The organism is Methylibium sp. (genome assembly GCF_013817345.1).
Lineage (GTDB): Bacteria > Pseudomonadota > Gammaproteobacteria > Burkholderiales > Burkholderiaceae_C > Methylibium.
Map to the genome: position 1 here is coordinate 1 of NZ_JACDCW010000028.1, position 22,225 is coordinate 22,225.

The 22,225-nt window shown below is 64.3% G+C and carries 18 protein-coding genes; 4 read left to right on the forward strand and 14 right to left on the reverse strand.

Annotated elements, in window-relative coordinates; translation table 11 throughout:
* Together H0W40_RS07395 and H0W40_RS07400 are read left to right on the forward strand one after the other, a co-directional pair.
* On the forward strand, positions 1-1,212 hold a 1,212-nt coding region (locus tag H0W40_RS07395), incomplete at its 5' end, for an undecaprenyl-phosphate glucose phosphotransferase (RefSeq protein WP_292444841.1).
* Between the two features lie 35 nt (positions 1,213-1,247).
* Positions 1,248-2,591 carry a hypothetical protein gene (locus tag H0W40_RS07400; RefSeq protein ID WP_292444843.1) on the forward strand — a complete coding sequence of 448 codons (1,344 nt, stop codon included), beginning with the start codon at positions 1,248-1,250 and terminating at the stop codon, positions 2,589-2,591.
* Between the two features lie 43 nt (positions 2,592-2,634).
* Here the strand turns inward: H0W40_RS07400 and epsI are convergent, their stop codons facing one another.
* Positions 2,635-3,456 carry an exosortase-associated protein EpsI, B-type gene (gene epsI / locus H0W40_RS07405; RefSeq protein WP_292444846.1) on the reverse strand — a complete coding sequence of 274 codons (822 nt, stop codon included), beginning with the start codon at positions 3,454-3,456 and terminating at the stop codon, positions 2,635-2,637.
* Between the two features lie 689 nt (positions 3,457-4,145).
* Between epsI and H0W40_RS07410 the strand changes: the two genes are divergently transcribed.
* Both H0W40_RS07410 and H0W40_RS07415 read left to right on the forward strand, forming a co-directional pair.
* On the forward strand, positions 4,146-4,763 hold the full coding sequence (locus H0W40_RS07410; RefSeq protein ID WP_292444847.1) for a fibronectin type III domain-containing protein: 618 nt from the start codon (positions 4,146-4,148) through the stop codon (positions 4,761-4,763).
* A gap of 146 nt (positions 4,764-4,909) precedes the next feature.
* Complete coding sequence (locus H0W40_RS07415; RefSeq protein WP_292444849.1) at positions 4,910-6,559, forward strand: choice-of-anchor Q domain-containing protein; 1,650 nt, start codon at positions 4,910-4,912, stop codon at positions 6,557-6,559.
* Between the two features lie 47 nt (positions 6,560-6,606).
* Here the strand turns inward: H0W40_RS07415 and H0W40_RS07420 are convergent, their stop codons facing one another.
* Genes H0W40_RS07420 through H0W40_RS07480 form a run of 13 tightly spaced genes read right to left on the reverse strand, consistent with a single transcriptional unit; the run spans position 6,607 to position 22,224 of the window.
* Complete coding sequence (locus H0W40_RS07420; protein WP_292444851.1) at positions 6,607-7,050, reverse strand: hypothetical protein; 444 nt, start codon at positions 7,048-7,050, stop codon at positions 6,607-6,609.
* Positions 7,051-7,057: 7 nt separating this feature from the next.
* A complete protein-coding gene (locus H0W40_RS07425) occupies positions 7,058-8,485 on the reverse strand; it encodes a GMC family oxidoreductase (protein ID WP_292444852.1) in 1,428 nt (475 codons plus the stop codon).
* A 22-nt stretch (positions 8,486-8,507) separates the two neighbouring features.
* Positions 8,508-9,812 carry a glycosyltransferase family 39 protein gene (locus H0W40_RS07430; protein ID WP_292444854.1) on the reverse strand — a complete coding sequence of 435 codons (1,305 nt, stop codon included), beginning with the start codon at positions 9,810-9,812 and terminating at the stop codon, positions 8,508-8,510.
* A gap of 9 nt (positions 9,813-9,821) precedes the next feature.
* Complete coding sequence (locus H0W40_RS07435; protein ID WP_292444856.1) at positions 9,822-11,255, reverse strand: UbiA family prenyltransferase; 1,434 nt, start codon at positions 11,253-11,255, stop codon at positions 9,822-9,824.
* On the reverse strand, positions 11,255-11,632 hold the full coding sequence (locus tag H0W40_RS07440; RefSeq protein ID WP_292444858.1) for an SMR family transporter: 378 nt from the start codon (positions 11,630-11,632) through the stop codon (positions 11,255-11,257). Before H0W40_RS07440 ends, H0W40_RS07435 begins: the two co-directional genes overlap by 1 nt.
* Before the next feature lie 7 nt (positions 11,633-11,639).
* Entirely contained in the window at positions 11,640-12,983 is a 1,344-nt protein-coding gene (locus H0W40_RS07445) for a glycosyltransferase family 4 protein (RefSeq protein ID WP_292444859.1), read from the reverse strand.
* A 21-nt stretch (positions 12,984-13,004) separates the two neighbouring features.
* Positions 13,005-14,255: a hypothetical protein gene (locus tag H0W40_RS07450; RefSeq protein ID WP_292444861.1), complete on the reverse strand. Its 1,251-nt coding sequence runs from the start codon at positions 14,253-14,255 to the stop codon at positions 13,005-13,007.
* Positions 14,252-15,373: a glycosyltransferase family 4 protein gene (locus H0W40_RS07455; protein ID WP_292444863.1), complete on the reverse strand. Its 1,122-nt coding sequence runs from the start codon at positions 15,371-15,373 to the stop codon at positions 14,252-14,254. The genes H0W40_RS07450 and H0W40_RS07455 overlap by 4 nt, the downstream gene beginning before the upstream one ends.
* Positions 15,370-16,209 carry a hypothetical protein gene (locus H0W40_RS07460; protein ID WP_292444866.1) on the reverse strand — a complete coding sequence of 280 codons (840 nt, stop codon included), beginning with the start codon at positions 16,207-16,209 and terminating at the stop codon, positions 15,370-15,372. The genes H0W40_RS07455 and H0W40_RS07460 overlap by 4 nt, the downstream gene beginning before the upstream one ends.
* Before the next feature lie 55 nt (positions 16,210-16,264).
* The gene (locus tag H0W40_RS07465; protein WP_367153762.1) at positions 16,265-17,680 is read right to left on the reverse strand and encodes a Coenzyme F420 hydrogenase/dehydrogenase, beta subunit C-terminal domain; all 1,416 of its coding nucleotides are present in this window, start codon (positions 17,678-17,680) and stop codon (positions 16,265-16,267) included.
* Complete coding sequence (locus tag H0W40_RS07470) at positions 17,677-18,954, reverse strand: polysaccharide pyruvyl transferase family protein (protein ID WP_292444869.1); 1,278 nt, start codon at positions 18,952-18,954, stop codon at positions 17,677-17,679. Before H0W40_RS07470 ends, H0W40_RS07465 begins: the two co-directional genes overlap by 4 nt.
* On the reverse strand, positions 18,951-20,048 hold the full coding sequence (locus tag H0W40_RS07475) for a WecB/TagA/CpsF family glycosyltransferase (RefSeq protein ID WP_292444870.1): 1,098 nt from the start codon (positions 20,046-20,048) through the stop codon (positions 18,951-18,953). The genes H0W40_RS07470 and H0W40_RS07475 overlap by 4 nt, the downstream gene beginning before the upstream one ends.
* Positions 20,026-22,224 (reverse strand): glycosyltransferase, encoded by a 2,199-nt coding sequence (locus tag H0W40_RS07480; protein WP_292444872.1) that lies wholly within the window; start codon positions 22,222-22,224, stop codon positions 20,026-20,028. The genes H0W40_RS07475 and H0W40_RS07480 overlap by 23 nt, the downstream gene beginning before the upstream one ends.
* Between the last annotated feature and the right edge of the window lies 1 nt (position 22,225).

The window sequence follows — 22,225 nt, forward strand, 5'->3', positions numbered from 1 at the left end:
TTTCCCGGCCGCAACCGCTTCCGCGACAGCGGCCTGGCCGCTGCGGTCGACATCCTGCAATCGTGGATCAGCCTGCTGCTGGTGCTCGCCTTGTGCGGCTATGCGACGCGCAGTCTGAATTACTTCGAGAACGAAGTGCTCCTGGTCTGGGCGGTAGCGACGCCGGTGTTGCTCTGGATCGCGGTGACGATCGGGCGGCTCGCCATCCGGCACAGCGCGCGGCTGCCGCACAACCGCAGTGCCGCCATCATCGTCGGGGCGGGACCGCTGGGCGTCAAGGTGGCGCGGGCCCTGGCCAGCCGGGACGACGCGCTGATCGACGTGATCGGCTACTTCGACGATCGCACCGACGAACGCGTCGACGCCGAAACCGCGAGCCGGCGCCTGGGCACGCTGGCCGACGTGGCGCCCTACGTGGTGGCGCACGGCATCCGCGAGGTCTACATCACCCTGCCGCTCGGCTCGCAGCCGCGCATCGTGCGCCTGCTCGAGTCGGTGCAGGGCACTACGGCGTCGCTGTTCTTCGTGCCCGACGTGTTCGGCATCAGCATCATCCAGGGCCGCCTGCAGGACATGAATGGCGTGCCGGTCGTCGGCATCTGCGAGACGCCCTTCACCGGCACCAACGACATGGTCAAGCGAATGTCCGATGTCGTGCTGTCGATCCTGATCCTCGTGCTCATCTCGCCGCTGCTGGGGCTCATTGCCATCGGCGTGAAACTCAGCTCGCCCGGCCCGGTGATCTTCAAGCAGCGCCGCAACGGCCTGGACGGCGAGGAGATCACGGTCTACAAGTTCCGCTCGATGACCACGCAGGACGACGGCGACTCGGTGCCGCAAGCCACGCGCGACGACCCGCGCATCACCCGCTTCGGCGCTTTCATGCGGCGCACCTCGCTCGACGAGTTGCCGCAGTTCTTCAACGTGCTGCAGGGCCACATGAGCATCGTTGGGCCGCGGCCTCACGCGGTTGCGCACAACGAGCTCTACCGCGAGCTGATCAAGGCCTACATGGTTCGCCACAAGGTCAAGCCCGGCATCACCGGCTGGGCGCAGGTCAATGGCCTGCGCGGCGAAACCGATACGATCGAGAAGATGCGCGCGCGCGTAGAGTTCGATCTGGAGTACCTGCGCAACTGGTCGCTCGGGCTCGATCTGCAGATCATCGCGCGCACCGTGCGGCTGTTGCTGTTCGATCGCCACGCCTATTGAAGAAGAACAACGCCGAACCACTCCGAGGAGACCCGATGAACCGCACGCCCCGCCTCACGAGCTTTCGTAAACTACCTTTGGCATACTTGGCCGGCGCCACGGCTTCGCTGCTGATCGCCGGCCCGGCGGGCGCGCAGTTGGTGCTTCCGGAAGGCCTGGATTCGCCGCTGAGGCCTTATTACGTGCAGGTATCGCAGACGCTGAGCTACGACTCCAACCTGTTCCGAGAACAGAGCGACAAAGACAGCGACGTCATTTCGAGCACGGCGCTGACCGGCGGCTTTGACCAGCAGATCGGGCGCCAGCGCATCTTCGGCAACGCTGGCGTGAGCGGCAATGTCTACCAGGACAACGACCAGCTCAACGGCATTGGCTACAACTTGCTGCTCGGACTGGCTTGGGAAGCCGGCTCGCGCCTGAACGGAACTGCGCGCGTGCGCTCTTCGCAGAACCAAGCCAGTTTCGCCGACTACGGCAGTTTCTCCGCCGATCGGACAGGCAAGAACCGCGAGCAGGCGAACGTGCTCGATCTGAGCGCGCAGTACGGCCGCGGCGTCGTGGGCCTGGAAGCATTCACAAACCACACCGACATCAGTTACTCCGACGGCGGCTTCTCCAACCGCGACCGCAAGAGTTCGACGGTCGGCGGCGGCCTGCGCTTTCGCCCGGGCGGTCCATGGTCGTTCGGCCTGACCGCTCGCTTCACGGAAGGCGAGTATCCCGACACGGTCGATCTCAGCACGGGAGAGACCGTTTCCGACGACTACGATCGCCGCGACGTCGACCTGACCGCTCAATACCGGGCGACCGGCCGCAGCGTCTTGAGTGCGCGGATCAGCCATACCGACGAAGAACACGATCTGGTGACGGCGCGCGACTTCAACGGGATCACCGGTGCACTCAGTTGGGTGTATGCGGTCACCGGCAAGACCACCGTGAGGACGAGCCTGTCGCGCAACACGGGAACGGGCACCGGGAGCCGCTTTCTCCCCGGCGAGCTCCTCGCACCGAGCGATCCCCTGGCACCGGCTCCGACGCAGACCGGCACCGTCTCCTACCTCACCGACGCCCGGCGCAGTGACTCCCTGAACGTCAGCGCCGACTGGGAGGCGACGGCAAAGATCGCCGTTAATGCCAGCGTCGGCTATTCACGCGATCGCTACGACACCCGCTTCGTCGAAGGCGCGGGCGACGACAGCGGCAGCACCGGCAACACCAAATCTCTTAGCTTGGCGGCCAGCTACGCCCTCAGCCGCGCCTGGAGCCTGGGCTGCGGCCTTGCCTACTACAGCCGGGACTCCGAAATCTCCACGAGCACCGGCTCGTTCGGCTACGACGCTACCACCGCTTACTGCTCGGCGGCACTTCGGCTGCAGTAAGGGCGGTCGCGGCCAGAAAAGCGGGCGTTGACCCGCTCCGGGCTCAGGCGACCGACAAACCGGCGAGCCGCGCCCGGTCCTTGGCCTCGACAGCGCTCAGCAGTGCGTTAACGAACTGCTCCTGCACCTTCCAGGCGTGAGCCGGGTCAGGGTCGATCGACGAGACCCGAAACAGCAAGCCGTCGGGAATCTGCCCGGTCAGAGTGAGCCTGATCTCTACGAGCCGTTTCTCCCAACGGCTCTGCACGGTGCTTTCGCCCACGGTGAACCAATACGTCAGCGGCTCGACCCGGCGACCCATGCTGGTGTTGAGGCGCCGAACCGGAATGTTCCCGTAGGCGGTGTCGAGCGTGCCATCGGATTGCGCGAGCACTTGAAAGCCTTGTGCCGGATAGCAGACCTCCGGCTTGTGGGCCTCGAGCGAGCCGCGCTGGTCGCCACCGTAGGCCAGCGACAACATGATGCGCTCGCCGTCCTTGCTGACGTAATTTCGCGACAGGATCTGGTTGTACAGCTTGTCCAGCAGTTCCTGCGTCTGCGGATTGACCACCTGGGCGACTTGCTGTGCCTCTTCGCGCCAATCCCCGAATTGCTTCGGAACAAGCAGTTCGAGGTCAATGGTCGGTTCGACAGCGGAAGACGTGCGGTTCTTGCCTGGGCGCAGCGCATAGGCGCCTGCAGCGGCCGTACACATCAATGTCGACATCAAAAGGGCGCGGCGGGTCGGAGCAAACATCATCGAATCAGCCTTCCATATCCGGATTTCAAATCTTGCATGTCGAACGGTATGACGCGGGTTGCAACATAACGTTCCGGGGTGGCGCGGCGACCGAGCAAGGAGGAAGCGCTTGTGCGCAACGAACAACCCTGGCAATGGACTTGAAGTACGCGCTAAGGCAACCCCTATCCTCAGCGATTCTCGGCAGCATTGGTGAACTTGGTCACACCCGAATGCGGGGCACATGAAGTTTGCCACGCACACCGCCCCATTCCGCAGTTCACGTCGATCCGAGCATTGAATGGCTGTTTCTTAGAGCGCCCTCGCGAGTTCAACAGGTGCTTACCGTACGAAGAGGCGGTGCAGCCACCATCCGCCGCACCAGTTTTGACACAGATTCGAAGCGGCTTTGCGGAGGCTCGAAGTGAATTCCATCAGCCATCGGGCGGAAGAGCCAGCGTTCGCTGCTCTCGGCTCACCCTTTGTCGGCGCGGCGCTATACGGCTCATCACGCGCACATCGTTACAGAGTCACTGCATCTTGTAACGCAAAAGCGTTCAAGCATGCCCCGGGCGCCGCCGTTATCAGGGAGGACTCCACCCACCCCGTACGCTCAGACTGCTGTCTGACTGGGGCAGGAAGCAGCGCCTCAGCGGCTCAACGTACCTACGTCACACCGACCCTGTCGGTCCTCTCGCGCACGCACTGCTTCCAGCGGCCACGTCAGAACGACGCGACCGTTGGTTATTCGATCTCTGCGCCCGAGGAACGTCATGACTAAACTACGACACGATCGAACTTCAATCCTTGCATCGGTTCTGACCGCTTGCGTCCTCATGCTTTCCGCCTGCGGCGGGAGCAACGGCGGTGACGCCAAGGCGACGACCGCCCGGGGCGATGGCGACCGGCCTGCCGAAGCCAGCCTAGCCACGGAAGACTCTTCTGACGCAACGGCCGCCGCGTGGAGCTTCTGTTCAAGTGAGCAAGGCATGTGCACCTTCAGCGGCACACGTCAGGTCCGCTACGGTAATGGGGGTTTGTACAAGTACGCAACTTACAACGATGGCGTTCGTTGTGCCAGCAGCGTTTTTGGCGATCCGGTTCCCGGGAAGGTGAAGGCCTGTAGCGTCTCAGTAGCGCAGACTGACGACGCCGAAACGCCGACAGCACCGCAGACACGGCCCACGACGCAGGGCGGCAACATCACGCTGGCGTGGATCGCACCCCGGACCAATGCAGACGGGTCACCGCTAACCGATCTGGCCGGCTACCGAGTTCGGTATGGTACGAGCAGCGGCAGCTACTCGAGCACTGTTGAGATCGACGATCCTCACAAGTTGAACCACGTGCTGAAGGGGTTGCCCTCGAGCACTTACTATTTGATCGTCACCGCCTACAACTCCGCCAATATCGAGAGCCTGGCTTCGGTCGAGGTCAGCAAGTCGATTGAATAAGCGCCGCTGCGACCACAGACCAACCGACCAGCACCATCCGAATTCATGAGACCGCTTTAGGGCAGCACTGCGTGAATGCGTACGGCATCGGATCGAGGCGATTCGCTTGAGACCGCGTCTTCAGTACACGACAAATGGGATGACCAATGAAACTTTTTCTTAGCCGTCTTGGCGTTGCGCTAGCCTTTGCCTTGAGCGGCACGGCTGCAAACGCTACTGTTTTTTATTTCAGCGACTGCGCCGCAGGCTCCAACGCCGCGTGCGTACCTGGTAACGACAGCAACGTCGGTGACGATCCTGCCAAGCCGCGGCGCACCTTGGCCGGTTTCAATGTGAAAACCAGGGCCGATGGCGAGCATGTACTGGCATTCGCGCAAGGCAGCGCAGTCGAGTTCAACGGCATGCTCTACCTCGGACAACTCAAGCGTCCTACTCAGTCCCTGGTGCTCACCGACTACAAGCCCTCATGGGGGGGCGAAACACTGCCAATCATCAGGTTCACTCCTTCGACCAACGTGAACGCTCTCAACTCGGCCGGTTTCAACATGAGCAATGCGGGCAGCGGCTTCGCATTCCGCAACTTGGATATCACCGGCACTGGTGCACCGAATTATTATGGCAGCGGCTTTTTCTTCTACAAGAACGTGTCCGAGGTAATGATGGAGAATGTCACGGTCCGGAATTTTGGGATCGGCATCTACATTGCGCAGCATACGCACAACCCGCCGACGCGAATAGAAAATGTTACCGTCCGCAATTCGCGCATTGTCGACAATTTCGCTCAAGGCTTTCTAGGTGGCGGCTATAAAACCGTCATGGAAAATAACCTGTTCGACAATAACGGCTTCAAGGGCGGCTCGCGCTATCACAATATTTATCTGAGCGACTATGCCGAGAACATGGTTCTACGAGGCAACAGGCTGACCAACAGCGCCATGGTCAACGGTCGCTGTACTGGCGTTTCCTTAGTCGGACACGATCATCTGGTGAACACGTTGATCGAGAACAACACCATCGTCGAGTTGACTGCCAACTGGGGTTGCTACGGCATTCAAATCAATGGTTATCAAAGCAGCACTAAATACATGGGTTTCGATGGCACGGTCATTCGCGGCAACACAGTTGTGATGGGCGGAGCAGCCGGTTCGCTAGGCATCGGGGTCAACGCCTGTCCTAACTGCGTGATAGAGAACAACACCGTCGTGGGACTCATGGACTCCGACTTCACCGGCATCGCGGTACCAGACGGCGCCTTCACTTCCCCTGGCGCGAAGGACAACGCCATTACCGTGCGTAATAACTCGGTGTACATGAACACCCCGTCCGCCAATAGCAGGGCGATTCGAGTCAACTCGGCCGAATCTTTGAATGACAAGGTCGTGTCCAACATGATTTATTTTGGACCGCGCTCGCATGCGAACGCGAAGTGCTTTGAAACGGCAAGCCGGACCTTGTCGTCATACGCGGCGTTCAGCGACAACATCTGCTTTCGTACCGGCGGCCCGAACAAGTGGAGCGATCAACACGCCACGCTTGCCGCGGCACAAGCCGCGGGCTGGGACCGGCGCAGTCTGAACACCGATCCGTTGCTCACGGCCGAGCCTCACGCTTCCAATGGATGGACCATGCCGGTTCGTGCCGGTTCGCCGGCGATCAACACCGGCAGCCGCACGCTCAGCGCCTCCACGGACATCCTCGGTAAACTGCGCGATGCTCTGCCGGATATAGGCGCCTTCGAGAACGGCAACGCCCCACCGCCTGTTCCGGCCGCGCCTACCGGGATCATCGTTCAATAGGTCCGACAGTCGGCCGGCGCCGGATCCGTTTCGCGGAACGCTTACTACTACGTAGACCTTATAAACGGATTGCCACACACGGACGCGTAGGGATCGTAGAACGACAAATAGCTTACCGGTTGGCTTTTGTCCGCGTCGTTCTTGAAAAAATCGGTCGACAACAAATAGAGCGAAACCACGTTGTCCTCGAGCCGGCGCAGTGCGCCGCCTTGTTCGATCCAGCTGTACGGGGTGACGTACTGGAAGGGCAGCGAAACGATGGACAGGATGGAGAGCTGGCGCTGGTAATCCTTCCTGTAGTCAACGTACTCAGTAGCGAAGCGGTCGAAGCTTGCCGCATCGACACGCAGGTCGCCGACGCGGCGACGAAGGATCGCTACGATCACCTCAGTCGGCTCTCCCCACCGCCACTTGTAAGCGGTGTACAGCGCGGTGGCACCCGCCGCCAGACCCACGCCCAGACCCAGGAATTTGCGCCGTGCAATCGTCATGGCGGGTTCAGACGAAAAGACGCTCGGCCGCACGTATAGACAGCGCGGAGAGCGTCAAGGTCGGGTTGGCCGCGGGACAAGTCGGAAAACTCCCGCCACCCAGCACCAGCAGATTGCGCAAGGTGTGATGGCGGAGATCGGCATCGACCACACTCGTTTGCGGATCGGTACCCATGCGCGTGGTGCCCTGTATATGTGCCGAGCCGCCGATACCTTGCTTGGGCAGGATGTAGAACGACTCCACCGGCAGGCCGCTGAGCAGCTCCGTCACCCGGCCCTCGAGCGAATCGAAGCCTGCCTGCATGTAGCTCGATGCCCGCGGATAGTGAATCGCCGGCTTCGACGCATCCTCCGGCGCGAGCGACACATGGTTGTCGGCGCTGGGCAAATCCTCGAAGACGAACTTGAGCAGCGCACGCTGTCGCCACCGGCCATGCTCGGCGCGCAACCAGGGCACGTTCCAGTTCTCGACCAGACACGCGGGCCGATCCCTGCGAGAAGCGCCGTCGAGGAACATCGCTCCCAGCCCAGTGACGGCCTGGCCACCGCCGTAGTTGTCTACGCCCACCAGATCGACCTGTACGTCCCGCGAAATCTGCTCGTTGAGGTAGCGCCCCAGCGCGGGGTCGCTCAAGCCCGAGCGCAGCAGAATGAACGGCGTCATGATGGCGTGCGCGCCCACGGCCACTAGATCGGCGGCGGCGTGCTGCTCGCGGCCTTCGCGCCGGTACTGCACGCCGGTGACACGCCCGGCCTCGATGTCGACGCGTTCGACCTCCGCGTCCAGCAGCAGCGTGACGCGCGGGTCGTCGTAGAGCTGCGCCATGTGCAGGTCGATCTGGAACTTGGAACTGATGGGGCACACTGAGCACACGCCCGAAGCACAGCAGACCGGGCGGCCCGTCTCGACGCTGCTCGAGCGCGCACTCGGAAAATGAATGTGCTGGCCCGGGTATTTGGCGGCAAGCACCTCGTCGAAGGCGTTGAAACGATGCGCCGGATAGCGATAAGGTTCGGACCGCGGGAACGGGCCCTCCGACGCGCCGGCGATGCCCATCGCGTGCTCGACGCGAACGTAGTAGGGCTCGATATCTTCGTAGGTGAGCGGCCAGTCGGTCCCCACGCCGTAAAGGCTGCGTGTGCGGAAGTCGTTGGGATGCATGCGCGGCGTGTTGCCGGTCCAGCACGAGCCGCCGCCGAAAGCGATGTTCTGCACCCATCCCTTTTGCGGTGTGCGGTTGATGATCAGGTCGTTGAATCCGGGGCCGCCCAAAATGCCCCGGCGCTGCAGGCGCAGCGCCGGGTCAACGCGGCGGCCGCGCTCCAGGACGAGGATGCGCTCGTCCTTCCGTGCGTGCTTCAGATACTCGAGCAGGAAGAAGGTCGACGCGAAACCCGTGCCGACCACTGCAAGCGAAAAACTTTTCTGGCTCATGCCGGTTCGATTCCTTCGAGGCTCACGCCGATGTGGCGGCAGCACTGCGGCCGCGGCCAATCGCTCGCCGCACGCGGCTCTCAGGCCGGCTCAGGTGAGCGACCCCGGCTGCCGCCAGCATGGCGAACTGCGCCGCGAAAGCGAGGTGATAACGATCTTGCGACACTACGATGCTGTGCACCGCACTGTAGAAGGCGATGGTGACAAGGGGCGGCGACAGGATAAATCGGCGCCAGCCCAGGCGCCGCAGCAACACCCAGGCGCCCCACGCCGCGGTCAGGAAAATCAGCACCCAGCTCAACTGCGTGAAGCGCTTCAACCAGAGCACGGCAGGCTCACCGAAGGACTCGCTGATACCGCCTGCGTTCCAGATCACGCCGATCGATTCGTTGCCGTACAGGAAAACCAGCTTGCGCAGTGTGCGCACCGCAAATCCGGCCGGATCTTCCAAGATGTAGCGCTTGGCTTCGTCGCCCAGCACGAGCGATTGCTCGTAGTCGTTGAGGTGGTTGAGGCGTTCTGGAATGGGCATGTAGTCGCCTCGCGTTCCCGGTGAATTGCCCATCCACAGCGTGATGCCGCCGTTGGTCGAGATGAGCACCGGCGAGCCATAGAGCTGGTAGTTGCGCCAGGTCCACGGTGACACCACGCAGGCCATGGCGGCCAGGGCCAGCACGGTCACTTGCATTTGCGAACGTAGCACTTGGCGCGGGACCGCCGAGCTGAACAGCACTGCCACACCGTACACGACCGGCAGGGCCAGCGCGAGCGGCCGCACCAGGGCTGCGGCGCCCAGCAGCACGCCGGCGAGCAGGCCGCGAAACAGGACGGAGCCACGCGGCGCGGTCCAGACGTCGAGCGCCAGCATGGTGAACAGCAGGAAAGGCAGCTCGCTCGCCAGCACGGTCGTGAACAGCACAAGCGTGGGCCACACGGCAAGCACCGCTGCGGTGAACAGCGCCACCTGCGCGCCGAAAAAGCGCGCGGCAACCCGGGCCGAGCTGACGATCAGTGCGGCTGAAATCAGCAGGTTCAACAGCACGATGTTGAAGTGTCCGAAGCCGAACAGCTTGTAGACGGCGGCGTAAAGGAAAGACGTTCCCGGCGGCCAGAAAGCAAAGGGCTCGTTGGGCGTCCAGCCATAAACGCCGTGCAGGACCAGATTGCGGGCGAAAGTTTCGTAGGCCACGCTGTCCGACAAGGGCACCACCGGCACCAGCACCCCCCAGCCGATGCGCAGAGCGAGCGCCGCGGCGACCACCCATGCCAACTGGCGAAGCGAAATCTCGTTACCGCCGAATGTCGATCGCTGCAATTCTGTCGTCATGCCCATTCCTCAATGCACCGTCGCCAACCAAAGCGCCGCTGCGATCCATGCCGCCAGCAGCCAGCTTTGCTTGTCGGTCGCCGCGAACACCACCGGGTCGTCGTGCATTTCGCCGCGGTGCGCTTTCATCCACACGCGCGTGATCCAGTAGAGCAGCGGCGGCAGCACCATCCACAGCGCCCAGCGGTTGGGATACAGGCCGCCGAGATCAGCACTGTTGACGTACAGCGCCATGACCAGAATGGCGATGTAGCCGGCCGCCGTACCCTGACTCAGCAATACCGGCATGTCGCTCACCAGATAACCCCGCCCGGCGGCCTTGTCCTTGTGCTGCTCGCGCGCCACCAGCATTTCGGAATACCGTTTGACGATGGCCAGGCTCAAGAACATGAACATCGAAAACGCGAGCAGCCAGAACGAGGGCACGATGGCCGTCGCCGCCGCGCCGGCAATGATGCGCGACGTGTAGAGCGAGGCCAGCAGCATCACGTCCACGACCACCTGGTTCTTGAGCCAAAAAGAGTAGAGGCAGGTGATTGCAAAGTACGCCAGCAGGGTGCCGGCAAAAGCAAGCGGCAACTGCGTGCAGACCGTCACCGTGCCGGCCAGCAGCAGCGGTACCAGGGTCACGCCCTGCGCGATGGACATCGCACCGCAGGCAAAGGGCCGATTGCGCTTGCGCGCGTGCACCCGGTCTGCCGGCAGGTCGAGCAGGTCGTTGATCACGTAGACCGCCGACGCGCACAGCCCGAAGGCCAGAAAAGCCAGCAGCGCCGCCACGACGGCCTGGCCGTCGGAAGTTTGATGCGCAGCCAGCAGCGGGATGAAAACCAGCACGTTCTTCGACCACTGATGCAGCCGCACTGCCTTGGCAAAGGTTTTCAGCGAAGGTTTGGGCAGCGAGATGGTCTGCAACACAGTGGCCGCGAGCGCAGCGGCACGCTGCAGTGCGCGCGAGGGACTGACCACGATCGCTCCGCCGCTCGCCGCCCACACCGGCAGATCGGTGGAGCCGTTGCCGGCATAGACGAAGCCGCCCCGCCCGAACATCTGCTCTAGCCGGGCAGCCTTGCGCGGCCCCGACAGGTTCACCTCGCCTTCGGTGGCCACGACCTGATCGAAGACGCCGAGGTGCCGCGCCACCGCCTCGGCCTGGCAGCGCGGCGAGGCGGTCGCCAGCACCGTCGTGCGCCCTTCGCTGCGCGCACGCCGCGTGAGTGCCACCACGTCTTCGTTGTAGGGCAATGTGGCTGCGTCGAGTTGCACGCGCTCGGCGATGCGCTGCTTGAGAAAGGCCTTGCCCTTGAGCAGCCACAAGGGCAGCAGCAGAACAGAGAACCAGGAATGTTTGAGCAACAACAGCGCCGACTCGTGCAGCAGGTCAGTGCGGATGAGCGTGCCGTCGCAGTCGATGCAAAGAGGCAAGCGCGATTCGTCCGCCATCAGCCGCCCCGAGCGATCAGCACCACGCCGCCGGCGATCAACAGCGTGCCTGCAACGCGTTGCACGTTGAGGGCGTCGCCCATCAGCAGCCAGCCGAGCAGCATGGTGAAGACGAAACCGATGCCGACGAACGGATAGGCGAAGCTCACCTCCACCCGGGCCAGCACGCCGAGCCACACCACGGCGCTCAGGAAGTAGAGCAGCAGGCCCAGCACCACCCACTGGTTGGTGCCGACCTGCAACGCCAGTTCGCCCCAGCGCCGTGAAGCCAGCGTGGCGCCGATCTGCGCATTGCTCATGCCGGTCTTGAGCAGGATCTGCGCGAAGGCGGACATGGCGACACTGCCGATGATCAGGAAGAATGTGCTTGCTTGCATGACGTGCTCAGGTCGGGTGGGGGCGCTTCGGATCGATCGATGGCTCGGGCTTGCGCACGCGGCGAGCCGCGTCGTACAGCTCCAGCATCCGGTCGGCCTTGACCTCCCAGTCGTAGTCGCGCAGCACTTTAGCCCGCCCGGCGCGGCCCATGCTCTCACGCTCCGCTGGCGATGCAGCCAGCCGGACCATTGCCTCGGCAAAGCCTTCGGTCAGCCGCTCAGGGCTGTCCGGCGGCACCAGTACGCCGCAGCTAGCGTCGAGGTAATCGAGCGGCCCGCCCCAGGCGGTGGCAATGACCGGCTTGCTCATCGACATGGCCTCCAGCACCACGGCGCCACCGCACTCGTGAATGCTGGGCAGCACGAGGCAATCCGCTCGCACGAGGCTCTCGGCGCAGGTGCGCTGGGAGAGCCAACCCGTGAAGCACACCTGCCCTTGGCCGTCCTGCTTGCCGTCGCCGAGGCCCAGTCTCGAAGCCAGCGCTTGCAGACGCTGGCGCTCGACGCCATCGCCGATGATGACAAGACGTATGCGCACCTGAGCCGACGCCGCCTTGAACGCGCGCAGCAGGATGTCGACTGCCTTCAAAGCCACGAGCCGGCCCATGAAGACAAAGGTGGTCACTTCCGAGGGTTCGGGGCGCTCCGCAGTGACCGGCCGCCACAGCGCCAAATCCACGCCGTTCTCAACCACCTCATGCACCCGCGTATTGATCCCCGCAGGCAGAGCACGCCGCGTGCGCTCATTCGCAACCAGCAGGAGCGCGGCCTGGCGCTTGCCGGGCATGAGCCGGTTCAGCAGGCCCGAGGCGAGCTTGCCCACGCCGAACATTGCACGTTCGCCTGGGCCGCGGTGGCGGCGAAACGCCGGGGGATAGTCCATGCCACCGTTCATCGGGCCGATGAGCACCGGCACGCCGAAGCCGAACATCATCGACGGCTCGCGTGGCGACACCGGCATGGGCTGGTGCACGACATCGATACCTGCTTCCGCAACCAGACGCCGAACCACTTGGCGCTGCGCCACTTGCGTGGAAAGACGCGAAACAAATCCGAGCGTGAAAAAGGCGATGCGCGTCGGCAGTTTGCTGCCCAGCCGGTGCATCAAGCGGTGCAGCGGCGTGTCTTCGATGTAGTGAATGCGCTGCTCGCTCGGAAAAAGCCCGGTCAGTTCTTCCCGCCGCCGGGCGTGGGTTACCAGCCAGACGGCCATGCCGCGCTGACGAAAAACGCGGAAGTAATGCAACGCCAGCGCCGCCTCGCCGCCGAACTGAGCGGACGCATGCTCCGCCACGATCAGCAGGCGCAACGCGGACCGCTCCTGCCCTGGTGAATCACTTTGCTCACTCATGTGCTCGACGCTCTCGGCGCTCTACCGCAGGTGGCGGCGTTCGGGGGGCAAGGCCTCCAGAACCCAGGACCAATCGCAGCGCTTGGGCGCCAGTTTGCCGCCGCGATGAAGGGTGACGCCTTCGAGCATGTTGTCAGTGAAGTTCTCCACCGAATGGAACTGCAGCAACCGGGAAACCGCTTCGCTGTTTCGGTAAGCCGCCGCCTCCTCGAGCCCGCTCTCGAGCGCTCGCGCAAACGCGCCGCTGTCGGCAATGTTCACCCGCTGGCCTACTTCGAATCTCAGCACCAGACTGCGCGACCAGCCCAGGTCGTTGACGACGATGGGCCGGCCGGCCGCCACGGCCTTCAGCGCGAGCGATGCCAAGCCCGGAAAGTCGTAGTAGACGGGGGTGACCAGATCGAGCGCTTCGAACCCATGCCCAAGCTCCGCGACCGACAGAAAACGGTCCATCACCACCAGCCGGCCGCTCGCCAGGAGATCCGCATACCGATCGCGGATGAGGGAGGCGAACTCCGGCGCCAGCCGGCCGCCGAGCAGCAGCCGATCGGTGGCGGCGAGCTTCGCGTCGCGAAAGGCAGCAAGCAGTTCCGGGATGGCTTTTCGGCGATCGAGCGAGCCGAGCAAGCCGAGGTAACGACCGTCCGGGTCGATGCCGAGCAGCCGGCAAGCCGCCTCGCGACCAATGGGCTCGAGCGAGGGCACCGGGTCGCCGACCAGCCTGACCTCTGTCTTGCCTTCACGCCGCTTGCGTTTCAGGTGCTCGTAGTAATTGAAGTTGACGAAGTTCATGCGCGCGAGCCGCAGGTGGCCGTAGATTCGGCCATAGACGAGTTCCTTGAAGCGCTGCTTGGCCGTGACCAACGAAGGCCCGTAGCCGGTGTGGAAGGTCGCCTCTACGGGGCCTGCGCCCTTCAACATGTCGAGGCCCAGGAACTGCGAACCGGCGATGGCCCAGCTCTGAGCGTCTGCCGATGGCAGCAGCGTGTAATCCGGCCGCACCGTCCCTATTACGTGGGCCACGTTTCTCGCCGCTCGATATCGGTCCGCGGGCGGCAACCGGGGCGAGACCTCAGGAACGGAAGCGGTGAACGTGACGTTATCCAATGCCGCAATGCCAGCCTGCTTTGCAGGCGACTGAGCTGCTGCCATGAACCGGGGCGTCACGGCGACGACGACCTCGTCGGCGAGGCCAGCAAGGCGCGGCAGCAGGCACTCGAGATAGTTGTCGTAGTGGCCGCCATGCCACTGCTCGAAAACAAGTACTTTCATTTCAGCAAGGCCGCCACGGTGGCTTCGACCGAACGGGCAACGCTGTCGGGTGAATAGTGATGGCGGACCGCCTCCCGGCCTGCTTCACCCAGGGTACGTGCACGCGCCCTGTCTTGCATCAGGCCAATGCAAGACGCCGCCCACTCGGCCGGTGTTCTGGCCACCAGGAAGTGGACGTCTTCTTCCAGCTTGGGCTTGAAGCCGAAACACACGAAATCAGACACCACCACCGCGCAAGCGTGAGCCAGGGCTTCGAGCACCTTGATCTGCGTGCCGCCGCCGCTGAACACCGGCGCAATCACCAACGACGCGCAGGCGTACTCCGCCACGATATCGTCGACGAAGCCGGGTGAGTCGACGCCCGCCACGGCACTCCAACGCTTCCCGTTCTCGCCAGACCGCTTGCCGACGATCTGCAACCGGGCGGACGGCATGGAGCGGCGGATGTCCGGCCAGCAATGCTCGACGAAGTACTCGACCGCCTGCACATTCGGGCCGTACTCCAGGTTCCCGACGAAGAGCACCGTCGGCGGCCGCGACTCGGTGCAAGGCCGGGCGCTCACCAACGGCGTAATGTTGGGCAGCATCGAGCCCGAGGTGACCCGAAACGTCGCCATGTCGGCTTCGTTGACGAACCACACGTGCGAATAGCGCGGCAAGCCCAGCCTCGTCACCGTGTCGCGCGCGAGCTTCCTGCCTGCAGCCACCGCGCGCCGCAAGGGCGGCGCCGACTCCTTTGCATGACGTTTGGAGAGGTCGTCGGCGTCCAGAATGAACGGCGCATCGACGCAAGGCCTGACGTACAAACCCAGCAACAGGTAGCGCACCACGACCAGATCGAAGCTCCGGCCCTCCAGGGCCACAAGGATCATCTTGCGAACAGCGTTCTGGCTGCGCTGCGGCCACGGAAAGAAGGCATGCCGGAAGGTGATGCTGGCCGGCACACCGGGGAATGGATGCGGCACGAAGCGGTTCGCATTGCCGGGGGTCAGCACGAGCGTCGTGACGTCGCCGCAGTTGCGCAGGGCCTGCAGCAGGACATTGCTGCGCAACGCGCCGCCGTACGAGCGGTCGTCCGGCGCGGTCGGGCTGACGAAGAGGATGCGAGGGGAAGTCATGCCTGACCCAGGCTCTTCCGGATGTCGAAAACGATCTGCTCCGCCCGGCATCTGACGCGGTCGAAGGGGTCCATCCTTCGCAAGTTCATGAAGCCGGTGCGGCCCTCCTCCAGCAATGCCGACAGATACTTCTCCTGAAGAATCGACCGCGCCTTGTCGGCGAAGTGCCCTGCGTTGCTCGCCGTCAGCGGCGCAGCTTCACGCCACGAGGAGCCGGGCAGCGCACCGAAGAGCCAGGCCTTCAGATGATTCTTCAGGGCGTCGTCCAGATCGTCCGCAAAGAACGAATCGACGTCGCCGACGGTCCGGATCAGGCCATCGATCTCAGGGTGATGCACCCGCCCGTTCAGAACCTCGAGCGCCTGCCGGTTCAAAGCAAAGATGTTGGTAGTGATCCAGCGATGCGAACGGGCGCCTTCGATGCAGTACGGCCGAGGCAGCGTCTCGAGGCTGCCGACCGCCGCCGGGGCTTCGTGGCTGACCGGGTCAGTCAAATACGACGCCAGCGTCTTGCGATGTCGGCTGCAGAAAAGCTGGTGGGTCACGACCGTGTCGTTGAGAAAAAGCACCCAATCGAACTCGCCGTGGGAAAGCACCTGATTCAGGCCGTGCTGATACGCGCCAAACTCGTGCCCACTGTTGTTGTGCTGCTCCACCGCATCGATGAACGCATGACGCCCTGCGAGCCCGAGCAAGCGGTCCTGCAGCAACGGATTGTTGTTGACCAGCACGCAATACGCAGGCGGCGCCAGCGCTGCAAGGCGCGACAACTCCCGCAGACTCGCTTCGCAGCAATGCGGGTAGTAGTGAACAGAGACGATGGCGAGTCGGGGCATGAACGGTGAACGTCGAGGGGTTTCTTCTTCTGACGGCAACCGAGCGCGCTGCGCCTCAACGGCGCACGGCGAAGCGGCGCGCTACGAAGCTCATCATCTGCGCGAGCACGCGGCCCGAACTCAGCATAGCAAACAGGCGGTAACGCCTCAGGGCAGGCTTCATCCCCGCGCGGAACGCGGCGTAATCGCCTGCTTCGACGGCACGCCGGAACATGCCATGGCTGCGATCGCCGAGCTCCACGCGGGCGCGATAGACGAGCCTCTTGAACAGGGCGGTCCGGTGTTCGACGCCGAACTGGCGCTTTCGCGGCGCCGGTTGCCGCGCGCGGTTTCGATCTGCAAGGCGCACTTGCACGCCTTCGCGGCGGTGCCGGTAGTTGCCGCCCTGGCTGGCGACGAACTCATCTGCATCGGAGTCGAATAGGACGATGTCGCCGCGCTGCTCGCCTTCTTTCAGGATGGCCGCGAGCTGCTCGTTGCGCAGCACATGGATGTTCGTGCCACGCCAGTTGCCTTCGTACTGGGGGAGCCAGGCGTCGCCGAAGCACACGTCGGCGAGCTCTCCCGCGATGTCGTCGCAGAAATCGCAAGCGCGAGGCCGGAACATGGCGAGGCCCCAGTCGCTTCCGAACAAGGTTCGCGAAGGGGCCTGCACCATCCGCCCGGTGCTCGTTTCGATCGCCGCGACCGAGTAGGCGTTGGCAGATTTCTGTTCGTCCTTCACCCGGAAATCGAAACGGCCCAACCGCTCGGGCGGCACGCCCATCTGCCAAGCGAAGTTTCTGGCAAAGGCACCGCTCTTCAGGTGGCCGCACACCAGCCCGACCATGAAAACAAGCTGCTGGCGCAAGGCCTCGTCATCGCGGCACAGCAGGCGAGCGGCCTTGATGAAGCAAGGCACACCGACCAGCGCATAACGCTTGCCGTCTCCGCGAACGGCCGCCAGCACGCGCGACATCTCGATCGGGTAATAGCGCGACTTGCTGTTGCGCGCCACGTCTTCCGCTCGGTACGACAAACGGTAGCCCATAAGCGGGCCTTCCGCGCCGTTCGGGCCCCCTTCCGTGTTGCCTACATGGATGATTCCATCCACGAGCCCGCGTTCGAGCAGTTGCCGCAGCACGTAGCTGGTCAGCCCGCCGGAGCTCGACTGCTTGACGAGACCTTCATCGACGACCCTCCCCGCCCCCACGCTCAGATAACGCCCGATCACTCCTGGCCGAGCCGCGGGCATGTCGGGCCACAGTTGTTCGGCCAATCGGTCCTCGTCGAGAGCATCGTCCGAGAAAGGGCACACCGGCGAAAGCGCATCGACTGCACGCTCGCTCAGCGGCGCCAGGTCGGCTTGATAAAGCTCGAAAGGCGTCCAGCGCATCACGGCGGGATCGCGGGCTGCGGCCGCACAGGCGCCGCAGCCGACGCAAAAGCCCTCGTCGACCACTTGGCGTATGCCGAACCGGCCGGCCGTCATCGCGCCTCCCGAAGCAAGGCGTCGACGTTGCGGCGCGACGCCTCGATGACCGCCGGCAATCGCTCCGCGACCTTCGCCGTGAGGGCCGGCAGTTCGTCGATCAACTCGCACATCATGCGGACCAGCGACTCGCCATCGGCAAGCGCTGCGGGGGCCAGCAAGTACTTCTCGGGATAGTCGAAATGCTCGAAAAGCCCGTGAAACTTGTCCTGATAAGTCAGAGCCGCCACCGGCTTGCCCATGCCCAGCGTTGCGATGGCCAAGTGCATTCGTCCCGTGACCACGGCGTCCATCTCGCCGGCAATGGCCTTGAGCTCGGCTGCGCTGAACTTGCGCGTGCAATACATCAGGCGCGCGCCCAATTCGTCGGCCAGCGCACGATGAAGCGGCTCGAGGCACGCGTCGTCGCTCTGTGCGCCGCGGTAATCGTGCGAGATCAGCAGGACCGACACGGCGCGCAGGGCCATGACCGTTCGCAAGGCATCAACCGCGGCGCGCACAAGCGCAGCGATGTCCTCGGCATTGGACGAGCGCACGAGCATCGGGTGGATGTTGAAGCCCAACACCCGATCGCCCGCCGCCCGGCGGCTCGATGCCCAGACGTGCATCGCAGAGATGTCCGCCGTGAGCTCGGCCGGCTCGAGCATGAATGCTGCATCGGCTACCAGCGTGGCCGGCGTTCGGCAGAAGCTGCGCAAACGCTCCAGGGACACCTTGTCGCGCACGTTGACGGCGACCTCGGGGCTCAGACGGTTGAACACGGCCTTGAGCAAGCTGCTCGGCTTGGCGTTGAAACTGAAGCCGAGGATCACCGCCCTGACCCCGCGGCGCGCCATCGCATCGGCCAGGACCAGCAGCTTGGCGGTGAGTACGGGGCTGTAGTAGCCGTCCATCACATCGGCGCCGACGATAGCAACGCGGTTCGGGTGAAACCGACGCATGTTGGCGTAGTCCCGCGCGAAGTGAGAACTCCAGGCCGGCACGGCAATCATGCCCAGGCCTTCGGCGGCCTTTCGAGCTTGCTGCGTCGCGGTGACGACACCGACGGTCAAGTGCGGATGCTTGACGCGGAGCTGCGAGGTCACCGCCATCATCATCGCCTCGTCGCCCTTTGCGCCGATCAGGGTCCACGGGTCGCTCGGCAGGATGAGCAGGCGAAGGGCCGAATCGGTCGCAACCGGCTCCGGCTTGGCGATAGCCCACCACGCGGCCCAGCCCCTCAGGCGGGCGATGCTGAGCCGATTGCGAAGCGACTTCAAGAAATTGGAGGTCATTCAGCGAGTAGATAGGTCGAACATGAAAGTTCGATCTGGCGACGCACCCGAGGCTGCACGCCGGAAAGGAGCGCGTCACCGGGATTGCCGGTGCGGCTGGCCCAGAGCAGGCTCATCAGCGCAATCGCCGCACTGTCGAGGTGCGAAACGCCAGACAGATCGAGGCGCAAGGGCTGGCGGTTGCCGGCCGCGTCGGTGAAGGCCTTGCGCAGCGGCGCGAGATTTGCCGCCGTCCACGCACCCTCCAGACGTAGCACGGCAGCTTGCGAGCCCTCTTCGAGACTGACTTTCGCAGAGGCGAGTTGTTGCCCGCTCGGCCGCCGGAGCAAGGATTGCAGTGCAAGCGGCAGGACGCGCCGCACCAGCAAGGCGGCAAACGCCAGCCCGTCGCTCCCATAGCGCCGCCACAAGGCTGGCTCTTCCTTGATGCGCCACACCCATTCGAGCCCGCCGCGTTGCAGCCAGGGCGGCGCACGCTTCACGTTGCCGGCCACGAAGTTCATCACGGCGCCCAGGTGGCTGATCACTGGCGCGTTCAAGCGCGAGCGGTTGTGTTCGATCCACGCCTGCCCCTTGCGCGCGCCCAGCGCCACGACCACGAAATCGGCGCCAGCAGCGTTGACCTTGGCGATGCGCTCTTCGCCGCTCATCGCTTGAACCGACTCGAAGCCGGGCGCGTCGAAACCGACGCACCTTAATGCGCCCGGCTCGGCATTCAAGCGCTCGCATGCGGCACGGGCCACACCGTCGGCACCGCCGAAGAAAAAGAGCTTGATGGGCGTGCCCGCGCTGCGCCGCAGGCGTTCGAACACACTGGCACCGGCCACTCGTTCGCGCAGCGGCAGCCCGAGCAGGCGCGCCACCCAGACCAGCGGCATGCCGTCCACGATGCTCAGATCGCTGTGCAACACCGAGTTGCGAAACGCCGCGTCGGTTTGCGCCGCGATCACGAAGTTGAGATTGGGCGTAGACAGGAAACACGGCTTGCGCTCGCGCGCGGCCTGCTGAACCCGCTGCACCGCGGCGTCCTGGCCGAGCGCGTCGAAGGGCAGGCCGAGCAGGCAATAGACCTCACGGTTGAAGTCCGGCTGCAACGCCCTGCTCCCGGTAAATCTCGGCCAGGGCTCTTTCCTTGCCGACCATCAGGGCACGCCACTGATAGCGCCGCAGGAAGCGGCGAAACGCCAGGTCGTCGTAGCGGGGCTTGCCTTCCAGCGCGCTCTTCAGCCAGCCCCACAGCATGGCCGCGCTGCCCACGACAACCGGCGCCTCGCGAACGCGAAACAGCGCGCTGGCCAGCATGTAGACAAAGCCGGTACCCATGAAGTACTGGCCGAAGCCGTGACGCATGCGGCCGGTGAGGATGCCTGTCTGGCTCGAGCCCATGGGCCGCAGGTGGATGAAGCGCAGGTCGGGATCGTCCCAACTGCGGGCGCTGTACCCCAGCATGCGGCAGCGGTGGCAGTCGATGCCGTCCCACATGACCTCTCGCACGAAGCCGCCGATCTGCTGGAACCGCTGCACGCGGTAGAACTTGGTCATGCCGAGCGACATGTCGTCGCCGTGGTTCTCGTTGACCAGCGCATCGCCCTTGCGCACATAGGCCTTGCCGCTGCAGGTGGCGAGCCGGGGATCGGCTTCCATGCGCTGCATCAGCAGCTCGAAGTAGCGCGGCGGCAGACTCAGGTCGAGGTCGAGCTTGCACAGATAGTCGTAGTCGTTCGGGTCGATGGAATCGAAGCCGGCATAGAAGGCCTCGATCACGCCCGGGCCCACCGCCCTGCGCCCACGGTCCTTGCGCGTGACCACGGTGATCCAGTCGTGCCGCGCCTGGTACTCGGCCAGGATGGCCGGCGTGGCATCGGTAGAGCCGTCGTCGACGATGACCCAGCGCGCAGGACGCATCGACTGCGCGACCACGGTATCGAGCGTCTGCCGCATGAAATCGGCTTCGTTGCGGCAGGGCGAAATGAGGACGTATCGGCGGTTCATGGAGCCGGGGCTTTGCGAAGGGTGGGAGTCTGCCGCAGCAGGCACGAGGCCACAGTGCGTCATCAGACGATCGATGTTCACGGCTTGCCCGAATTCGGCCTCGACATGCGCCTGCGCCGCCGTGGCCAGGCGTTCGCGCAGCAGGGGCTCGTCGAGCAGGCGTTGCAATTGCTCGGCCAGGCTGGCCGGGTCGGCGGGCGAAGCGAGCAGACCGGTGCGCTCGTGCACTACCAGCTCCGGGATGCCTGATAAGCGCGTGGACAAGACGGGTACGCACTGCGACATGGCTTCCATGAGCACCACCGGAATGCCGTCCATGTCGCCCTGCGCGTCGGTCTTGCAGGCCAGCACGAAGGCATCGAGCGTGTGCAGCCAGGGCGTGACCGCCGCATGGTCGAGCGCCCCTTCGAAACGGACGCGGTCGTGCAGGCCGAGTTGCCGGGTCAACGCTTCGAGCTCGGTGCGCAGCGGGCCGTCGCCAGCAATGCTCAACTCGACTTCCGTGCCAGGGCGGAGCCTCGTCATGGCACGCAGCAGATCGTCGACCCCCTTCTTCTCGACCAGACGACCCAACGTGCCGACGCGATAGCGCGGACGTTTCTCGAAGCTGGGCCGGTCGGCCCGCGCCGGAAAACTCACGCCACAGCGCACGACCGCCAATTTATCGGCCGGCAGGCCGAGCGAGCGCAGGTACGCGACGTTGTGGTGAGAGATGGTCAGCATCTTCTGCGCTCGGCGCGCCTTTTGCGGCAGCAGCAGCGCGCGCTCGAAGATGTCGTTGGCGTGCGCCATCACTGTGAAGGGCAGCCCGGTGAAGGCGGCCGCATACATGCCGATCTGCGTGGGCACATGCGCGAAATGCACGTGCAGGTGCGTGCAGCCCGCGTCCTGCAGCAGCCGGGCCAGGTGGGCGGCGGCGAGCCACTGGTAGCCAAGCTTCCAGGCCTGCAACCGCCACGGCCTGACAGTGAGCATGTCGCTCAGCAGCCACGAGAACGACTCCAAGCTGCCGCGACCGAAGTGCGGCAGCGCGGCAAGCGCTTGCAACACGGCCCGTGTCGGCGAACCGTCATACAAGACGCACGTGCGCGTTGCCAGCGAGGTCTGAGCCGTAGCGGGATGTGCCGGCCGATGAACCGAAAAGGGCACCGCCTTCACGCCGCGTCGCTCCAACGCCAGCAGTTCTTCGTGAACGAAAGTGGCCGACAACGCCGGAATCTCCGGCCCCAGATAAGCCACGACGGGCGCCGCACTCGGCGCATGAGCTGACACTTGCATG

What these genes read in the sequence shown, in the direction of transcription:
- H0W40_RS07480 (WP_292444872.1), bottom strand. Translation starts at nt 22,224, where the DNA reads ATGCAAGTGTCAGCTCATGCGCCGAGTGCGGCGCCCGTCGTGGCTTAT.
- H0W40_RS07470 (WP_292444869.1), bottom strand. Translation starts at nt 18,954, where the DNA reads ATGACCTCCAATTTCTTGAAGTCGCTTCGCAATCGGCTCAGCATCGCC.
- H0W40_RS07400 (WP_292444843.1), top strand. Translation starts at nt 1,248, where the DNA reads ATGAACCGCACGCCCCGCCTCACGAGCTTTCGTAAACTACCTTTGGCA.
- H0W40_RS07415 (WP_292444849.1), top strand. Translation starts at nt 4,910, where the DNA reads ATGAAACTTTTTCTTAGCCGTCTTGGCGTTGCGCTAGCCTTTGCCTTG.
- H0W40_RS07465 (WP_367153762.1), bottom strand. Translation starts at nt 17,680, where the DNA reads ATGACGGCCGGCCGGTTCGGCATACGCCAAGTGGTCGACGAGGGCTTT.
- H0W40_RS07410 (WP_292444847.1), top strand. Translation starts at nt 4,146, where the DNA reads ATGCTTTCCGCCTGCGGCGGGAGCAACGGCGGTGACGCCAAGGCGACG.
- H0W40_RS07445 (WP_292444859.1), bottom strand. Translation starts at nt 12,983, where the DNA reads ATGAGTGAGCAAAGTGATTCACCAGGGCAGGAGCGGTCCGCGTTGCGC.
- H0W40_RS07450 (WP_292444861.1), bottom strand. Translation starts at nt 14,255, where the DNA reads ATGAAAGTACTTGTTTTCGAGCAGTGGCATGGCGGCCACTACGACAAC.
- H0W40_RS07425 (WP_292444852.1), bottom strand. Translation starts at nt 8,485, where the DNA reads ATGAGCCAGAAAAGTTTTTCGCTTGCAGTGGTCGGCACGGGTTTCGCG.
- H0W40_RS07435 (WP_292444856.1), bottom strand. Translation starts at nt 11,255, where the DNA reads ATGGCGGACGAATCGCGCTTGCCTCTTTGCATCGACTGCGACGGCACG.
- H0W40_RS07420 (WP_292444851.1), bottom strand. Translation starts at nt 7,050, where the DNA reads ATGACGATTGCACGGCGCAAATTCCTGGGTCTGGGCGTGGGTCTGGCG.
- H0W40_RS07430 (WP_292444854.1), bottom strand. Translation starts at nt 9,812, where the DNA reads ATGACGACAGAATTGCAGCGATCGACATTCGGCGGTAACGAGATTTCG.
- H0W40_RS07455 (WP_292444863.1), bottom strand. Translation starts at nt 15,373, where the DNA reads ATGACTTCCCCTCGCATCCTCTTCGTCAGCCCGACCGCGCCGGACGAC.
- H0W40_RS07460 (WP_292444866.1), bottom strand. Translation starts at nt 16,209, where the DNA reads ATGCCCCGACTCGCCATCGTCTCTGTTCACTACTACCCGCATTGCTGC.
- H0W40_RS07440 (WP_292444858.1), bottom strand. Translation starts at nt 11,632, where the DNA reads ATGCAAGCAAGCACATTCTTCCTGATCATCGGCAGTGTCGCCATGTCC.